The sequence below is a fragment of the Acinetobacter legionensis genome (assembly GCF_057165765.1).
In genome coordinates, this window is the sequence record NZ_CM169896.1 from 825,402 (window position 1) to 841,500 (window position 16,099).

12 protein-coding genes are annotated in these 16,099 nt (G+C 39.6%); 8 read left to right on the forward strand and 4 right to left on the reverse strand.

Annotated elements, in window-relative coordinates; all coding sequences use genetic code 11:
- Positions 1 to 52: 52 nt before the first annotated feature.
- The 7 genes from AC2G3J_RS03955 (at position 53) to rimI (ending at position 7,989) form a co-directional block, all read left to right on the forward strand.
- A complete protein-coding gene (locus AC2G3J_RS03955) occupies positions 53 to 1,534 on the forward strand; it encodes an EcsC family protein (protein WP_483770679.1) in 1,482 nt (493 codons plus the stop codon).
- A 147-nt stretch (positions 1,535 to 1,681) separates the two neighbouring features.
- On the forward strand, positions 1,682 to 2,056 hold the full coding sequence (gene rpsL / locus AC2G3J_RS03960; RefSeq protein WP_004648013.1) for a 30S ribosomal protein S12: 375 nt from the start codon (positions 1,682 to 1,684) through the stop codon (positions 2,054 to 2,056).
- A 179-nt stretch (positions 2,057 to 2,235) separates the two neighbouring features.
- Complete coding sequence (rpsG, locus tag AC2G3J_RS03965) at positions 2,236 to 2,706, forward strand: 30S ribosomal protein S7 (protein WP_004655203.1); 471 nt, start codon at positions 2,236 to 2,238, stop codon at positions 2,704 to 2,706.
- Between the two features lie 187 nt (positions 2,707 to 2,893).
- Positions 2,894 to 5,032 (forward strand): elongation factor G, encoded by a 2,139-nt coding sequence (gene fusA, locus AC2G3J_RS03970; RefSeq protein WP_336952051.1) that lies wholly within the window; start codon positions 2,894 to 2,896, stop codon positions 5,030 to 5,032.
- Positions 5,033 to 5,125: 93 nt separating this feature from the next.
- Entirely contained in the window at positions 5,126 to 6,316 is a 1,191-nt protein-coding gene (gene tuf / locus AC2G3J_RS03975; protein ID WP_004723653.1) for an elongation factor Tu, read from the forward strand.
- Positions 6,317 to 6,537: 221 nt separating this feature from the next.
- Positions 6,538 to 7,419: a metal-dependent hydrolase gene (locus AC2G3J_RS03980; RefSeq protein WP_096735010.1), complete on the forward strand. Its 882-nt coding sequence runs from the start codon at positions 6,538 to 6,540 to the stop codon at positions 7,417 to 7,419.
- Positions 7,420 to 7,530: 111 nt separating this feature from the next.
- The gene (rimI, locus tag AC2G3J_RS03985) at positions 7,531 to 7,989 is read left to right on the forward strand and encodes a ribosomal protein S18-alanine N-acetyltransferase (RefSeq protein ID WP_336952050.1); all 459 of its coding nucleotides are present in this window, start codon (positions 7,531 to 7,533) and stop codon (positions 7,987 to 7,989) included.
- Positions 7,990 to 8,027: 38 nt separating this feature from the next.
- On the opposite strand, the gene AC2G3J_RS03990 is transcribed toward rimI, so the two are convergent.
- The 4 genes from AC2G3J_RS03990 to trxB all read right to left on the reverse strand — a co-directional run bounded on the left by AC2G3J_RS03990 (position 8,028) and on the right by trxB (position 12,281).
- Positions 8,028 to 8,843 (reverse strand): arginyltransferase, encoded by an 816-nt coding sequence (locus AC2G3J_RS03990; protein ID WP_336952049.1) that lies wholly within the window; start codon positions 8,841 to 8,843, stop codon positions 8,028 to 8,030.
- 23 nt (positions 8,844 to 8,866) lie between these two features.
- Positions 8,867 to 9,598 (reverse strand): leucyl/phenylalanyl-tRNA--protein transferase, encoded by a 732-nt coding sequence (aat, locus tag AC2G3J_RS03995; protein WP_336952048.1) that lies wholly within the window; start codon positions 9,596 to 9,598, stop codon positions 8,867 to 8,869.
- A gap of 68 nt (positions 9,599 to 9,666) precedes the next feature.
- Positions 9,667 to 11,217 (reverse strand): methyltransferase regulatory domain-containing protein, encoded by a 1,551-nt coding sequence (locus tag AC2G3J_RS04000; RefSeq protein WP_336952047.1) that lies wholly within the window; start codon positions 11,215 to 11,217, stop codon positions 9,667 to 9,669.
- 110 nt (positions 11,218 to 11,327) lie between these two features.
- Positions 11,328 to 12,281, reverse strand: coding sequence for a thioredoxin-disulfide reductase (trxB, locus tag AC2G3J_RS04005; protein ID WP_004723647.1), 954 nt, complete (start codon positions 12,279 to 12,281; stop codon positions 11,328 to 11,330).
- Between the two features lie 312 nt (positions 12,282 to 12,593).
- Between trxB and AC2G3J_RS04010 the strand changes: the two genes are divergently transcribed.
- On the forward strand, positions 12,594 to 15,716 hold the full coding sequence (locus tag AC2G3J_RS04010) for a DNA translocase FtsK (protein WP_336952046.1): 3,123 nt from the start codon (positions 12,594 to 12,596) through the stop codon (positions 15,714 to 15,716).
- The last annotated feature ends 383 nt before the right edge of the window (positions 15,717 to 16,099 follow it).

A 16,099-nucleotide genomic window follows, 5' to 3' on the forward strand; every position in this document is an offset into this window, starting at 1 on the left:
ACTATTTAATACAAGCTTTAGTGTTTGAAAAACCACAGTTACGAGGGTGCACATGGCAAATTCTAATAAAAAACAATCCGGCGGATTTATTTCAAATGCTTTTGGCGTAGCCAAAAAGCTAAGCGAAACAGGTTTAAGTGTGGTCAATCATGTTGCTCCTGGTACGGTGAGTAAATTGAGCCACAGTCCTAAAGTTGAATCCGTTGTGCAAGGTACTGCTCAAGAAAGAAGTGCTTTTGAGCGTAAACAATATGAAAATCCTCAACAGATGCTACGAGAGCATCTACCGAATGTAACGGGACAGCTTTTGGGGAAACATTTTAAAAAAATCAATAATGTCGCTTCGTTTATTTCGCCAGATTTAAACGATAAATTGTCTGATTTTATTTTTGATAAGCTCAATGAGTTTGTTTCAGAATTGACGTCTGTAGATGCTGTTCTAAAAGAAGTGGGTGCAAAAAGCTTGGCAGAATTGGCTAAGGATACTGAACGTTCACAACGAATCAGTATTGCATTGGCAAATCAGAATAAAATTATAGCTGCAATTCAAGGTGCGGTTACTGGTGCGTTTGGTGGCGTAGGTGCAATTCTTGATGTACCTAGTTCACTGGCTTTGGCACTTCGAAGTGTTTATCACACTGGAAGAGCGCATGGTTTTGAGTTGAATGCAAAAGATCATGCTGTTGTTGAATACATCTTTAAACAAATTGATCTAGGCACTGTTGCTGAAAAACACGCATTAATGGCGGCAATACGAACTTTTGCAGGGGTGTTGCAAACTCACAATGTGAGCCAATTGCAACAGCTTTTAGGTTCAAGCAATGATATAGAGCTGTTAAAAAAATGGGTGGCAAATGAGGATGGTACATTTAAGTTGCCGTGGATGAATAATCTTCCACATTTTAGCTTGCTGACACGACTTACACCCCTAGCTACGATGGGAATCAGTGCTGTATATAGCTGGAAGTTAGTCGATGATGCAACTGATAAAGCTCAAATCGTATTTTCAGGTGCAAGGCAATATTTGTTACAGCATTCTGATGAAAAAATTGATGTATTAGAGGCTTATGAAAAATTTAGTCAATTGATCTCAGATGCGCATCCCTTGCTTTTAGACGACAGTAAAGCACAAACACTTACAGAGAAAGCAGAGCCTCAGGTTGAAAATGAAGCAATTACTCATGTTGAAGTGAAGGAAAAAACCAGTGAAACTGTTGATGAGCCCAATGCTGAGGAAAAAGTTGGGCAGGGGATTCAAAAACTGGCTGAAACTCACATTGAAGATAAACATGCGACTCAATTGGAAAATAAAGCGACACCAGTAAAACCTCAACGCACTGGGCAAAAGAAAGCAGTAACAGTGAATGCTTCTACAGAGAAAGCAAAAGAAGTAGCGAAAACATCGGCACCTGCGAAAACTGTAACAAAAAAGCGCACCCCTATAAAAGCTAAAGCGACTGCAGAAAATGTGGTAAAATTAACTGAAAAATCGCAAGAAGTTACTGAAACAAAATCAGAAAATAAGCCTGATTAGGTTGAATCATCTATTCAGCCAAAGCTTGAAATGGTCAATATTTGACACCATGTTGAATGTTGACCATTTTTACTTCTTGGCTTACAATTGCATGCCCTCAAAAAGTGGTAATTTTTTGAGGCTTTTTATTAACGGGAGAATTGCCATATGGCAACAACAAATCAGTTGATCCGTAAGGGTCGCACAACTTTGATTGAAAAATCAAAAGTTCCTGCGTTGAAGGCTTGTCCACAACGTCGTGGTGTTTGTACACGTGTTTATACAACTACACCTAAAAAACCTAACTCAGCAATGCGTAAAGTTTGCCGTGTTCGCTTAACTTCAGGTTTCGAAGTTTCTAGCTATATCGGTGGTGAAGGCCATAACCTACAAGAGCACAGTGTTGTTCTTATCCGTGGTGGTCGTGTTAAAGACTTACCAGGTGTACGTTACCATACCGTTCGTGGTTCTTTGGACTGTGCTGGTGTTAAAGATCGTAACCAGTCTCGTTCAAAATACGGTACTAAACGTCCTAAGAAATAATCTTTTAAAGATTAGCTTCTTAAGAAGATAGAGCCGCAATCCTTTAGCGTCTCGCTTGTCTGATTTCTGCATTAATTTTGTGAAATTCAAGCGACGTGTAGTAAGGCCAGTGAATAGCACACGACACTTTGTGCTGATGCTGGATAAACCTGAAGTGTCATATTTATAGGTAGATTAAAATGCCAAGACGTCGCGTAGTCGCTGCTCGTGAAATCCTTCCGGATCCTAAGTTCAGTAGCCAAACAATCGCTAAATTCATGAACCACGTAATGCAAGATGGTAAAAAGTCTATTGCTGAAAGTATCGTTTACGGTGCTTTAGACCGCGTTCAAGAAAAAAACAAAGTAGACCCAGTTGAATTTTTTGAGACTACTCTTGAAAAAGTTCGTCCTATGGTCGAAGTAAAAGCACGCCGTGTTGGTGGTGCTACTTATCAAGTACCTATGGAAGTACGCCCATCCCGTCGTACTGCCTTAGCTATGCGTTGGTTGGTAGATGCTGCTGCTAAGCGTTCTGAAAAAACTATGGCGTTACGTCTTGCTGGTGAGTTGCTTGATGCAGCTGAAGGTAAAGGCGCAGCGATCAAAAAACGTGAAGATGTGCATCGTATGGCTGAAGCTAACAAAGCCTTCTCTCACTACCGCTTCTAAGCGGCTAAAACAGTCCCTAATCAGGAGAATACTCATGCGTACTGCAGCACGATTTAACATCGCCCTCTACCAAAGTGGGGGATTTGCGGGTATTTAAGTTGCCCATTACGTATTGAGTATCCGTACGCATCAATGCTTCATTGATGCGTCCTGTTTTAAACAACAAAATTTAGGAATGCAAGAAATCATGGCTCGTCAAACCCCAATTTCTCGTTATCGTAACATTGGTATTTCTGCGCACATTGATGCGGGTAAAACTACAACTACTGAACGTATTTTGTTCTACACTGGTGTATCTCACAAAATTGGTGAAGTACATGACGGTGCAGCAACAATGGACTGGATGGAACAAGAGCAAGAACGTGGTATTACAATCACTTCAGCTGCTACGACGTGTTTCTGGTCTGGTATGGGTAAGCAGTTCCCTGAACACCGTATCAACGTAATTGATACACCGGGACACGTAGACTTCACAATTGAAGTTGAACGTTCTATGCGTGTTCTTGACGGTGCGTGCATGGTTTACTGTGCTGTAGGTGGTGTTCAACCTCAGTCAGAAACTGTATGGCGTCAAGCAAATAAATATAAAGTGCCTCGTTTAGCATTCGTGAACAAGATGGACCGTACTGGTGCAAACTTCTTCCGTGTTGTTGAACAAATGCGTACTCGTTTAGGTGCTCATCCTGTACCTGTAGTGATTCCGATTGGTGCTGAAGAAAATTTCCAAGGTGTTGTTGACCTGATCGAAATGAAAGCAATCATTTGGGATGAAGCTTCTCAAGGTATGCAGTTCGAATATGGTGATATTCCTGCTGATCTTCAAGCATCTGCTGAAGAATGGCGCACCAATATGGTTGAAGCTGCTGCAGAAGCATCTGAAGAGTTGATGGACAAGTACCTTGAAGAAGGCGATCTTTCTAAAGAAGACATCGTTGCGGGTATTCGTGCGCAAACTTTGGCTGGCGAAATCCAACCAATGCTTTGTGGTACAGCATTCAAAAACAAAGGTGTTCAACGTATGTTGGACGCTGTAATTGAATTCTTACCATCGCCTACTGAAGTTAAGCCTATCGAAGGTATTCTTGACGACAAAGCTGAAACTAAAGCGATTCGTGAAGCATCTGATGAAGCGCCATTCTCTGCATTAGCGTTCAAAATCATGAACGATAAGTTCGTAGGTAACTTGACTTTCGTACGTGTTTATTCTGGTGTTCTTAAACAAGGTGACCCAGTATATAACCCAGTTAAGTCTAAACGTGAACGTATTGGTCGTATCGTACAAATGCACGCAAATGATCGTCAAGACGTTGAAGAAATTCGCGCTGGTGACATCGCTGCATGTGTAGGTCTTAAAGACGTGACAACTGGTGATACGTTGTGTGATGAGAAAAACATCATTACGCTAGAGCGTATGGAATTCCCAGAGCCAGTAATTTCTCTTGCTGTTGAGCCAAAAACTAAGGCTGACCAAGAAAAAATGTCTATCGCTCTTGGTCGTTTGGCTAAAGAAGATCCATCGTTCCGTGTACGCACAGACGAAGAATCTGGTCAAACGATTATTGCGGGTATGGGTGAGCTTCACCTTGACATCCTTGTTGATCGTATGAAGCGTGAATTTAACGTTGAAGCGAACATTGGTAAACCAATGGTTGCTTACCGCGAAACAATCAAAAAGACTGTTGAGCAAGAAGGTAAATTCGTACGTCAAACAGGTGGTAAAGGTAAATTCGGTCATGTATATGTTCGTTTAGAGCCTATGGATGTTGAAGAAGCTGGTAAAGAATACCAATTCGCTGAAGAAGTTGTAGGTGGTGTAGTACCTAAAGAATTCTTCGGTGCGGTTGACAAAGGTATTCAAGAACGTATGAAGAATGGTGTATTGGCTGGTTACCCTGTTGTGGGTATCAAAGCGACATTATTTGATGGTTCTTACCATGATGTCGATTCTGACGAATTATCGTTCAAAATGGCAGGTTCTTACGCATTCCGTGATGGTTTCATGAAAGCAGATCCTATCTTGCTTGAACCAATCATGAAAGTTGAAGTAGAAACTCCAGAAGACTACATGGGCGATATCATGGGTGACTTAAACCGTCGTCGTGGTATGGTTCAGGGTATGGACGACTTACCTGGCGGTACTAAAGCAATTCGTGCTGAAGTTCCACTTGCTGAGATGTTTGGTTACGCGACTCAAATGCGTTCTATGTCTCAAGGTCGTGCGACATATTCTATGGAATTTGCTAAATATGCTGAAACTCCACGTAACGTGGCTGAAGGCATCATTTCTAAATTCCAGTCTGGCGGTAAAAAAGGTGACGACGAGTAATCTTTCGATTACTATAAGCCCAAACTAATTCATAGTTAAAAACCAAGTGCTCATGCAGTGACCCTGCATGAGTAGTTTAAAAAGGAAGCTCTCATGGCTAAGGCTAAGTTTGAACGTAATAAGCCACACGTAAACGTGGGTACAATTGGTCACGTCGACCATGGTAAAACAACTTTAACTGCTGCAATTGCAACAATTTGTGCAAAAACTTACGGCGGTGAAGCTAAAGACTACGCAGCAATCGATTCTGCACCAGAAGAAAAAGCACGTGGTATTACAATTAATACTTCACACGTAGAATACGATTCTCCAATTCGTCACTACGCTCACGTAGACTGCCCAGGTCACGCCGATTATGTTAAAAACATGATCACTGGTGCTGCTCAGATGGATGGTGCGATCCTTGTATGTGCTGCGACTGATGGTCCAATGCCACAAACTCGTGAACACATCCTTCTTTCTCGCCAAGTAGGCGTACCTTATATTCTTGTATTCCTTAACAAGTGTGACCTTGTTGATGATGAAGAATTACTTGAATTGGTAGAAATGGAAGTTCGTGAACTTCTATCTACTTATGACTTCCCAGGTGATGACACGCCTATCATCCGTGGTTCAGCACTTGCTGCACTTAATGGTGATGCTGGTCAATATGGCGAATCAGCTGTACTTTCACTTGTTGAAGCGCTTGACTCTTATATCCCAGAACCAGAACGTGCTATCGATAAAGCATTCTTGATGCCAATCGAAGATGTATTCTCTATTTCTGGTCGTGGTACAGTGGTAACAGGTCGTGTAGAGTCTGGTATCGTTAAAGTCGGCGAAGAAGTTGAAATCGTTGGTATTAAAGATACAGTTAAAACAACTGTAACTGGCGTAGAAATGTTCCGTAAACTTCTTGACGAAGGTCGTGCGGGCGAGAACTGTGGTGTTCTTTTACGTGGTACTAAGCGTGAAGACGTACAACGTGGTCAAGTACTTGCTAAACCAGGTACAATCAAGCCGCACACTAAATTCGACGCAGAAGTATATGTACTTTCTAAAGAAGAAGGTGGTCGTCATACTCCGTTCCTTAACGGTTACCGTCCACAGTTCTACTTCCGTACAACTGATGTAACTGGTGCAATCCAATTACAAGACGGCGTTGAAATGGTTATGCCAGGTGACAACGTTGAAATGTCAGTAGAACTTATCCACCCAATCGCAATGGACCCAGGTCTACGTTTTGCGATCCGTGAAGGTGGTCGTACAGTTGGTGCTGGTGTAGTTGCTAAAGTAACTGCATAATCGCTGATTGTGTAAAAAGAGCGCTCCTTTGGAGCGCTTTTTTTATCGATAAAATAAACCCAGCTATAAATTGTTAGACAATACCTATCAAAAGCTGTCCTTAACTGATATTTGTGTGACCTAATCTGCAATTATTAAACTTTCATAAAAACGTAATATAAAGAAAGAGAAAAACAAACATAAAGAATTTAAGTGAATCTCACTTAATAGGAGGAATCGCAATGAATGCAAAAGTGAATATTTCAAACCGTGCTGGTGCATCTTTCCCTGTACGTCGTATGGATTTTAATTTTGACGACGTACCTGAATATTGGGCAAGTGGTTCGGCGGGTATTACACATTTCATGACTGCATTGTCAGCATTGTTCCCAGATGGCGAAAAACTTTTCATCGACTCAGTACGTGCGGTGCGTTATCACCCTGCGATTAAGGACAATGAAGCATTACAAAAAGAGATTAGTGCTTTCATTGGTCAAGAAGCCATGCATACCAAAGAGCATGAAAACTTTAATGCTTCAGCAAAAAAGTTTGGTCATGATGTTGAGAAATACGAGCGTGAAACAGGTGTGTTAATTCAGGGTGCACGTAAATGGTTTGCACGTGCAGTCAAACCATTTGGTATGACTCAAGAAATGGTGGATTTAACCGCGACGACTGCATTAGAGCATTTTACTGCAACAATTGCTTCGCAACTGTTAGTCAATGGACATATCCAAAAGTTAATGACTGATCCAACCATGTCGTATATGTGGTATTGGCATGCTGTGGAAGAAAATGAACATAAAGCAGTAGCTTATGATGTTTATGAAGCTGTATTTGGTAAAGGTATCAAAGCTTATGGTTTACGTACCACAGCTTTAGTTTTTGCAATGGTACTGATCTTTATGGCGCAATCATCTTTTGTAGTGCGTTTATTAAAAGAGGATGGAAAGCTCAACCTAAAAGAGCTCGGTATTATTTATAAATATGCTTATAGCCCATCTAAAGGCATTATCACAGGAATGACCAAAGAAATGTTGGCATACTTTAAACCAGGTTTCCATCCAAATGACCTAGATACTGTAAGTTTGCTCGAGACATGGAAAGCGAAACTGGGTCTGTAAGGCTTTTAAAGTGAGTATTTAAATTAAGGAGCAACAATTGTTGCTCTTTTTATTAGACTTATTGGTTTAATTTCTTATAATTCATTTTTTATATTGAGTTGATAAACGCAGATGATTCGTTTAATGCAATCTTCAGATCTGCACACTGTTTCTCAAATTGAAGACTTGGTACAAAGTCATCCTTGGAAAAAAAGTCAATTTGAAGAGTCCATAACAAGTTATCTAAGTACGGTGATTGAACAAGACCATCAAGTGGTGGGTTTTTGTATTCTGCAACCTGTTTTAGATGAAGCGAATTTATTACTCATGGCGATTCATCCGAGCCAGCAAGGTAAAGGGCTAGGCTATCAACTGTTAGATGAATCAATTGCATTATTAAAAAATAATCCAGTACAAATCTTTCTTGAAGTGCGTGAGTCAAATAAAGCTGCGATTGCGCTTTATGAAAAAGCCAACTTTCATCAAATTGATTTAAGAAAAAATTATTATCCAAATCAACAGGGTGGCCGTGAACATGCAATTATTATGGTCAAATCCTGTAGTGATGATTTTTCAAAGTTATTTAAATAAGTTCTAATAATTTATAGAATGTTTACAGTGAAAGCCGATTATTTAATAATCGGCTCATTCCATTCTGAAGGCAGGGTGGTCATCAGCATATCGCCCAATTCTTCAATTTCTTTGGCCTCCAAGTGACGATTGATCCGTCGCCATTGCCCATCTAATAATAATTCAAATGGTGCATATTGAGATTTGTAATTCATTTTTTCAGCATGTGGAACCCAATACCCGAGGTAAACAAAATCTAAATCCAACGATTTTACATATTCAATTTGTTTGAGAATCGCAAAAACCCCCAGTGAGCGCTTACTTTCATTTGGATCAAAGAAGGTATACACCGCAGAGACCCCATCATCCAATTGATCGCAGGTAGAGACACTAATTAAACGATCATCTTTCCATAGTTCAAGGAAAAAGCTGTTGGTACAGCTATGGATCAGGAATTTTTCAAATTGGTCATAGCTGGGTGGGAACATATCACCATCAGCATGTCTTTCAATAATATAGCGCTCATATAAATGGTAATGCGTTTGTGTCGCCTCTTGGGTCGAAATAATTTTAACGGTTAAATCTTGATTGCGTTTCCATGCTTTTTTTTGAGCACTGCTCATTTTAAATTCAGCAACTGGCACCCGACAAGATAAACATTGACGGCAAAGATGACATTCAGGGCGATAAACAAAGTCACCACTGCGTCTAAAACCTACACGCGATAATTCGGAAAGTGTGACAACATCAATACGATGTACAGGATCGAGAAACACCATACGTGCAGATTTATTTTCTAGATAACTGCAATCATGTGGTGGCGTAATATAGTATTGTAAGTCGTTTAATAGGGACTTAGGATGATAAGAATTCATAAATCATGTCCCTCCTTTTATTTTCATTCCATTAAGCGCGATAAAATCGCTATTGTTTTACTTGAAAATACACGCTCTTGATAATTTTTCCAATCTATTGAGGGTTGTTTTATTACATCTTGTAACGATTTAAGGTATTCATGGCGAGAAAGTGTACAAGCACCGAGGCTGAGTAAGTGATCATTGACCAACTGACAGTCAATCCACGGTAAGTTATTTTCTCGGCCCAATAACATCAGTGTATAAAAAGCCATTTTAGAAACATCGGTTTGAGTGCTAAACATCGACTCACCAAAACAACCATGCCCAATCGTCACACCATACAATCCACCTACAATTTTATCTTGATCCCAGACTTCAACGCTATAGGCATAGCCAGCCTCAAACAGTTGGCAATAACCGTGAATAATCTCTTCAGAAATCCACGTTTCATCCGCATAGCTACGTGGGAGTGAACAGGAACGGATGACCTGTTCAAAAGCATGATTGATGGTAATTTTATAATCAAACTTTTTCATATTTCGCAGTAGTGATTTACTTGGATGATAATCCTGAGGGCGAATGATGCAACGAGGTTCTGGACACCACCAACATATTGGCTCACCTTCGGAAAACCATGGAAATAAGCCATGTGTATAGGCTTCATATAATGTAGAAGGTGCTAAGTCTGCGCCTATACAAATCAAGCCTTGTTCATCTGGATCAGCTTCTATTGGATCTGGAAAAATAAATTGTGAAGGGGAGATTTGATTCACGAGAATTCATCAATAAAAAAGATCAGCTTTATCTTAGCTGATCATGTGATTAAATGTCTAAACAGACCCTATGCAAAAAGTTTCAAATGTTTTGCAATTTTGAGTTTATCACTATCTAGAAAGAATTGAGCTTTCTCTTGAATGACTTCAAGGCTGGTTTTTGGATCTGAAACAGTATTGCCTTGTTGATCTAATACTAACCAGCCTAATTGGATTAGCACATCCCAAACATATTGTGCAAATTGTGCGGCAGAGTCTAAACCATCGATAAAATGAGCGCGGTAGAAGAGTTGGGTAAACTGATCGGCTGGAATACCAATCCCGGTTAGTGGACAGGCCAAGACTTGATAATTGGTATGATAGCTAGCTTGCTCAAGGAAATAACGATTTAATTTCTGAGCATGTTCAACCATATCTTGATTTGAAGCTGCCTGACACGGTTGTGCTAAACCTAAGTGGCATAAAATCACCAAGGCATTGAGCAACTTAGAATAGGTAATATCAGGGATGGCTTGTTCAAGTTCTGCAATCGTCTGTGGCTTATAGTCACATTGTTTAAAATAGGCACCGAGTGGTTGATAAATCTCTTGGATTAAATCGAACTCACCTAAGTATCCTGAAATTGTTTTTGGTAATTTTTCTGGAGCTGTTAATAAGACAAAGGCTGTGTTTCTCAAGCGATGTTGAATTTCTAATGCGGTTAAGGTGTTTTTCCCGCGTATATATAAATCTTTTCTAAATTGTGTATTGGCAAAATAATCACGGCATTGCTCTTTAAAAACAGGGTGTTCAATGGTATTTAAAAATTGCTGATGCTGTTCACTAAAATTAATATTATCTAGATGCGAATTTAAATCTGTTGAACCTGCGTAGGTCAGTTTAATTTCTTCTAAAATTCTTACCACTTGTTGAAAAGAGAAACACTGCCAGTCTTGATTCAGGTATTCATGAATCAAATAGTTTGGATTTTGTTTTTTTAAGTCTTGCACTTTGTTGAGTGCATTTGGATTTCTCTGAGCAAATAGGGGATTTTGCGCTAACAGCTCTTCACTAAAGTTAAGTGAATCATTTACTTTTTGTAGCGGGTTGGTACTGGTGCTATTAAATTTAAAATGACTGTGAAATAACTCGCGGATTGGCATATTGGCAGCCCAACCTGTCAGGCAGTTATAGCTAATATAGACAATCCCATTGGGGCTTAAAAATTTTCGGATAAATTGCAAAATAATATGCTGGTTTTCGTGGCTAATCCAACTCCAGATCCCGTGTAAACTAATCGAGTCAAACATCGGTAAGTCTTTGTTGAGTAACTCTTCAAAACTTGCGTCATAAAAGTGATGTGGGACTTGATTTTGTTCAGCCAAGACATTGGCATGGGCAGCATGAGCAGGGTTAAAGTCTGTACCGAAAAATAAACCAAAACTGGATGCAGCATGAATATTTAGACTGACACCTTGACCAAAGCCGAGTTCACAATGTTTGTGGCGTTCATTGGTAGGTGGACAATCAACCCCATTGAGTAACAAGCAAAACTTTTGGTAATTCGGGCTTAAGTCTCTATAGTAACCATAGGTGTAATTTACTTCGGTCTGATAGCCATCTGTCCATGCTGTTGTCATGTTTTTTCCTATAATTTGTATTCATTTAAAGTCATTGGTCTTGTTTATTTATAAATCAAAAATAAACAAACCGCCATGTAGGCGGTTTGTTTTTACACAAAATAAATCAATTATTCTAAGCCATCTAAATAGCGGTCAGCGTCAAGTGCAGCCATACAGCCTGAACCTGCAGATGTGATTGCTTGGCGATAAACATCGTCAGCAACATCACCCGCAGCAAATACACCTGCTACAGATGTCGCTGTGGCATTGCCAGCAGTACCGCTACGTACTTGAATATAGCCATTACGCAATTCAAGTTGATTTTCAAACATTGCTGTATTTGGTTTGTGACCAATCGCTACAAACATACCCGATACGTCAACATCTTGAGTTGAATCATCTTGGGTAGACTTAATACGTACAGAAGTTACACCAGAGTTACTATCACCTAAAACTTCATCAACTTGATGGTTCCAAATGATTGAAATTTTACCTTCTTTAACTTTTTCATTGAGATGGTCTTGAAGAATTTTTTCAGAACGTAATTTGTCACGACGGTGTACCAAGGTCACGTGTGAGGCGATGTTCGAAAGATATAATGCTTCTTCAACAGCAGTGTTACCACCACCCACAACCATGACTTTTTGGTTTTTATAGAAGAAACCATCACAAGTAGCACAAGCACTTACACCTTGACCCATATAAGCCTGTTCAGACTCAAGTCCTAGATATTGCGCTGTTGCACCTGTTGCAATAATTAATGCATCACAAGTGTACTCATCCATATCGCCTTTAAGCACGAAAGGGCGAACCTGAAGATCAACTTCATTGATATGATCATATAAAATTTCAGTACCAAAACGTTCAGCATGCGCTTGCATACGATCCATTAATGCAGGACCTGTTAAACCTTCAGCATCACCAGGCCAGTTCTCAACATCAGTCGTGGTGGTTAATTGACCGCCGAGTTGCATACCAGCAATTAAAGTTGGTTTTAAATTTGCACGCGCTGCATAAACAGCAGCACTATAACCAGCAGGTCCAGAACCTAAAATAATTAACCGAGAGTGGCGAGCGCTCATGAGTCATCCTTTTTTATGAAAAATATAGAAATTGTTTGAATTATACGTGAAACTTTATCAAAGTTGTGTGGCTTCAATGTCGATAATATTGATCATCTAAATCGAATTGAGCTATATAGAATAATCAAATAATACTGTTTAGCATTTTTATCGAAATAAAAGCTTAAATTTCTAACAATGCTTTACAACACAAGTAAATAATAGTGCATCTTTTTTTTAAGAACAGGTGCATAATATAAAAATTTCTTCTCTCAAGAAAGCTGATCAAGCTTCAGAAAAGAGTAATTTGAACAATTGGTTACAGGATAGTATATGACTGCGGTGTCAAATGTTTATGCACAGCGCTTTTTAACAACAATATTCTTGATTTCATTTGGGATATATCTGTTCCTTGCAACAGTGACATATACTCCATTTGATCCAGGCTGGATGCATATTTCGAGTGATACACAACAGGTTTCAAATGCCAGTGGTGTAGCGGGTGCTTGGATTGCTGATTTGTTGTTTGGTTTTTTAGGTTGGGCAAGCTTACTCATTCCTGTATTTATTTTTATAGAAGCAGTCCAAGTGTGGTGGCCAAGAAGTTTTGTGAGTCGCCCGTTTCGTTACGCTGCTCAATTTTTTATTTTGCTTGCGAGCTCAAGCCTATTGTATTTGCTTTGGAATGTACCAGCAGACACATTAGCCAATGCTTCTGGTGGAATCATTGGTTATGAGCTCGGTGAAAGCCTATCCCAACTGATGAGTATTTATGGCGCAGTTGTATTTATTTTGCTCTTGCTCATTGTTCTATTTACCTTAGCATTTGGTATTCAATGGAACAGAACGTGGACAACACTCAAAGCCATACCTGCTTATTTACAAGATTTGTTTTATAAAAATGTTCCTGAAAGTGAATCTGCTTTTGATTTGACATCCCCTCAAAAAAATAAAAATCATGCGCATACGCATAAGGTTGAACCAATAACAGCTCAAGCTGAATTCGTTGAAGCTGATGATCAGGTATCAGTAAAAGAGCATTTGATTGTTAAAAATACTAAACATAATCAAACAGCTGAACGCTTATTTGATGACATGATTGAACAAGAAAATAAAACTCAACATCATGTTCAATTTGATCAAGATGATATTGATGATTTGGAATTTGAGCGGACTTTAGAAAAAGCACATCGTCTAGAACAAGACAGTCAACGTACTGTTTCATCTGGTGAAGTATGGAAAGCCTTGCATCAAGATCAAGACCATAATCGTGATATTGATGCCTTGATCAAAGCTTCAGAAGATCAAACTGAAGAAAAATATGCAGATCATTTACCACGCGAGCATCAACATGTTGTTGATCATAGGCAGATCAATAAAAAATCTTCGCTTGATTGGGATGATGATCAAGTGTTTGATGAGTTGCTGTCAGTTGTGCCAAATGGACAAACAGCCACAGATATCCATACCCCATTTAATACTCCTACGGCGCAGACTCAAGTGGAATCTGGTTATGTAGATACTGCTGTTCATGGTGGAGTAAGCTTTGCGAGTGGGGTGGCTGCAGCAACAAGTTCAGGGGTGGCAATACAAAATTTAGCCAATGAATTAGATGAGCTTGCATCGCTTGCAGATGAAGAGCTTACTGAAAGCCCAACTGCGTACCAACAAAATCAGCAATCTGCAGAAGTTCGCACAACCAGTAATTATGCTCAATCTACACCATTTACTCGTGCCAATATTCAAACTAATCTAAATAGTTCGACCTTGGTCAGTGAAGAAGAAAAGTCTTTAATTGTTGCAGATAAAGATGCATTTAGAGATGCTTGGCAAGAAACTGCAGGAAAACCGCTTGATGAGTCAGAAAATGAATTGGCAGCGCTGGATGATGAGTTTGACTTAGATGCACCATTAACAGATGCATTTGGTCGTCCGATGTCACGTGCAATGCAAGTTGCAAATAAGCGTCGAGACTTACCAACATTGCCAGGTTATGAATTGTTGGATAAAGTCGATCCAAATAAAAAAGTTAACTTTACCGCAGAACAACTGTCACGTTTATCAGAACTGTTAGAAATTAAACTTCAAGAATTTAATGTCAAAGCCAAAGTCATCGAAGCCCAACCTGGGCCAGTGGTTACACGTTTTGAGTTAGATTTGGCGCCCGGTGTAAAAGCCTCGAAAGTAACCAATATTTCCCGAGATTTAGCACGTTCTATGTCGATGGCATCTGTGCGTGTGGTTGAAGTGATTCCTGGGAAGCCTTATATCGGGATTGAAGTACCGAATAGCAGCCGTGAAATGGTACGCCTGATTGAACTGCTAGAAACTCCTGTTTTTAAAGATCCAAATGGATTGCTTTCAATGGCAATGGGTAAGGATATTTCGGGTAATCCTGTAATTACTGACTTAGGTAAAGCCCCGCATATGTTGGTTGCAGGGACGACAGGTTCAGGTAAATCAGTTGCTGTAAACTCAATGATCTTGTCGATGTTGTTGAAATATACACCTGATCAATTGCGTTTGATTCTGATCGATCCAAAACAATTGGAATTAGCGAACTACAACGATATTCCTCATTTATTGACACCTGTTGTAACCGACATGAAAGATGCTGTCAGTGCATTGAATTGGTGTGTCAATGAAATGGAACGTCGTTATAAGCTGATGTCTTTTTTAAAGATCCGTAAATTAGCAGACTATAACCGTAAAGTGGAAGAAGCCATTGCAAATGGTGAGGATCTCATTGATCCAACTTGGAAGCCAAGTGATTCTGCGACACAAGATAGAGCACCGCGTTTGCAACCATTGCCTTCGATTGTGATTGTAGCTGATGAATTTGCAGATATGATCATGCAAGTGGGTAAAAAGGCAGAGGAAATGATTACCCGTCTGGCACAAAAATCGCGTGCAGCAGGAATTCATTTACTTTTAGCGACGCAACGTCCATCGGTAGATGTCATTACTGGTTTGATCAAAGCCAATATTCCGACTCGTGTGGCGTTACGTGTAAACAGCAAAATTGATTCTCGTACTATTCTGGATGGTGGTGGTGCAGAAGATCTCTTGGGTCATGGAGATATGTTATTCCTAGGTCCGGGTAAAATTGATCCTGAGCGTGTACATGGTGCATTTATTTCCGATGATGAAGTCAACCGTATTTGTGACGCATGGCGTGAACGTGGTGAACCGAATTATGTTGATGAAATTCTTACGCCGTTTGATGAAGAACCGGCCACACGTGGTTTTGAAGATGGTGATGGTGATCCGAACCGTGATGCACTCTATGATCAATGTGTTTCATTTGTCTTAGAAACACGTAAAGTGTCTGTATCCTCACTGCAACGTAAGTTTAGCTTAGGTTATAACCGTGCCGCCCGTATTGTTGATCAAATGCAGGAGCAGGGTATTGTCAGTGAACAAGGACCAAATGGTAAGCGAGATATTTTGGTCTAATTTAAACAGCTTGCAATGAGCTTAGGCTCATTGCAATGATGTAGGTTTGAGAAATAGGTCGATTAAATACAAGAGCCAAAAAATAGAAAATAACATGATAAGTACCATTTGAGCTTTACTAAATTGCTTTTGTTCAATGACCATAAATTGATTGGCTTGCTGTTTGGCAAAACTGAGAGTTTTAAAGGCAGGTAGAGAAAATGAAATTCAATACAGTAATCGGGTCATAAGATTCAGGTAGTTTAATCAGTACTGAAAAAACAATAAATCCTATAGACATCAAGTCTTATGAGAAATTTTCTGTATATCCTTGTTGCTTGGTATAGTTGTTTAATTATCAAAAGTTTGTCATGTTAAACTTTATATCCAAAGTTTAAATACCT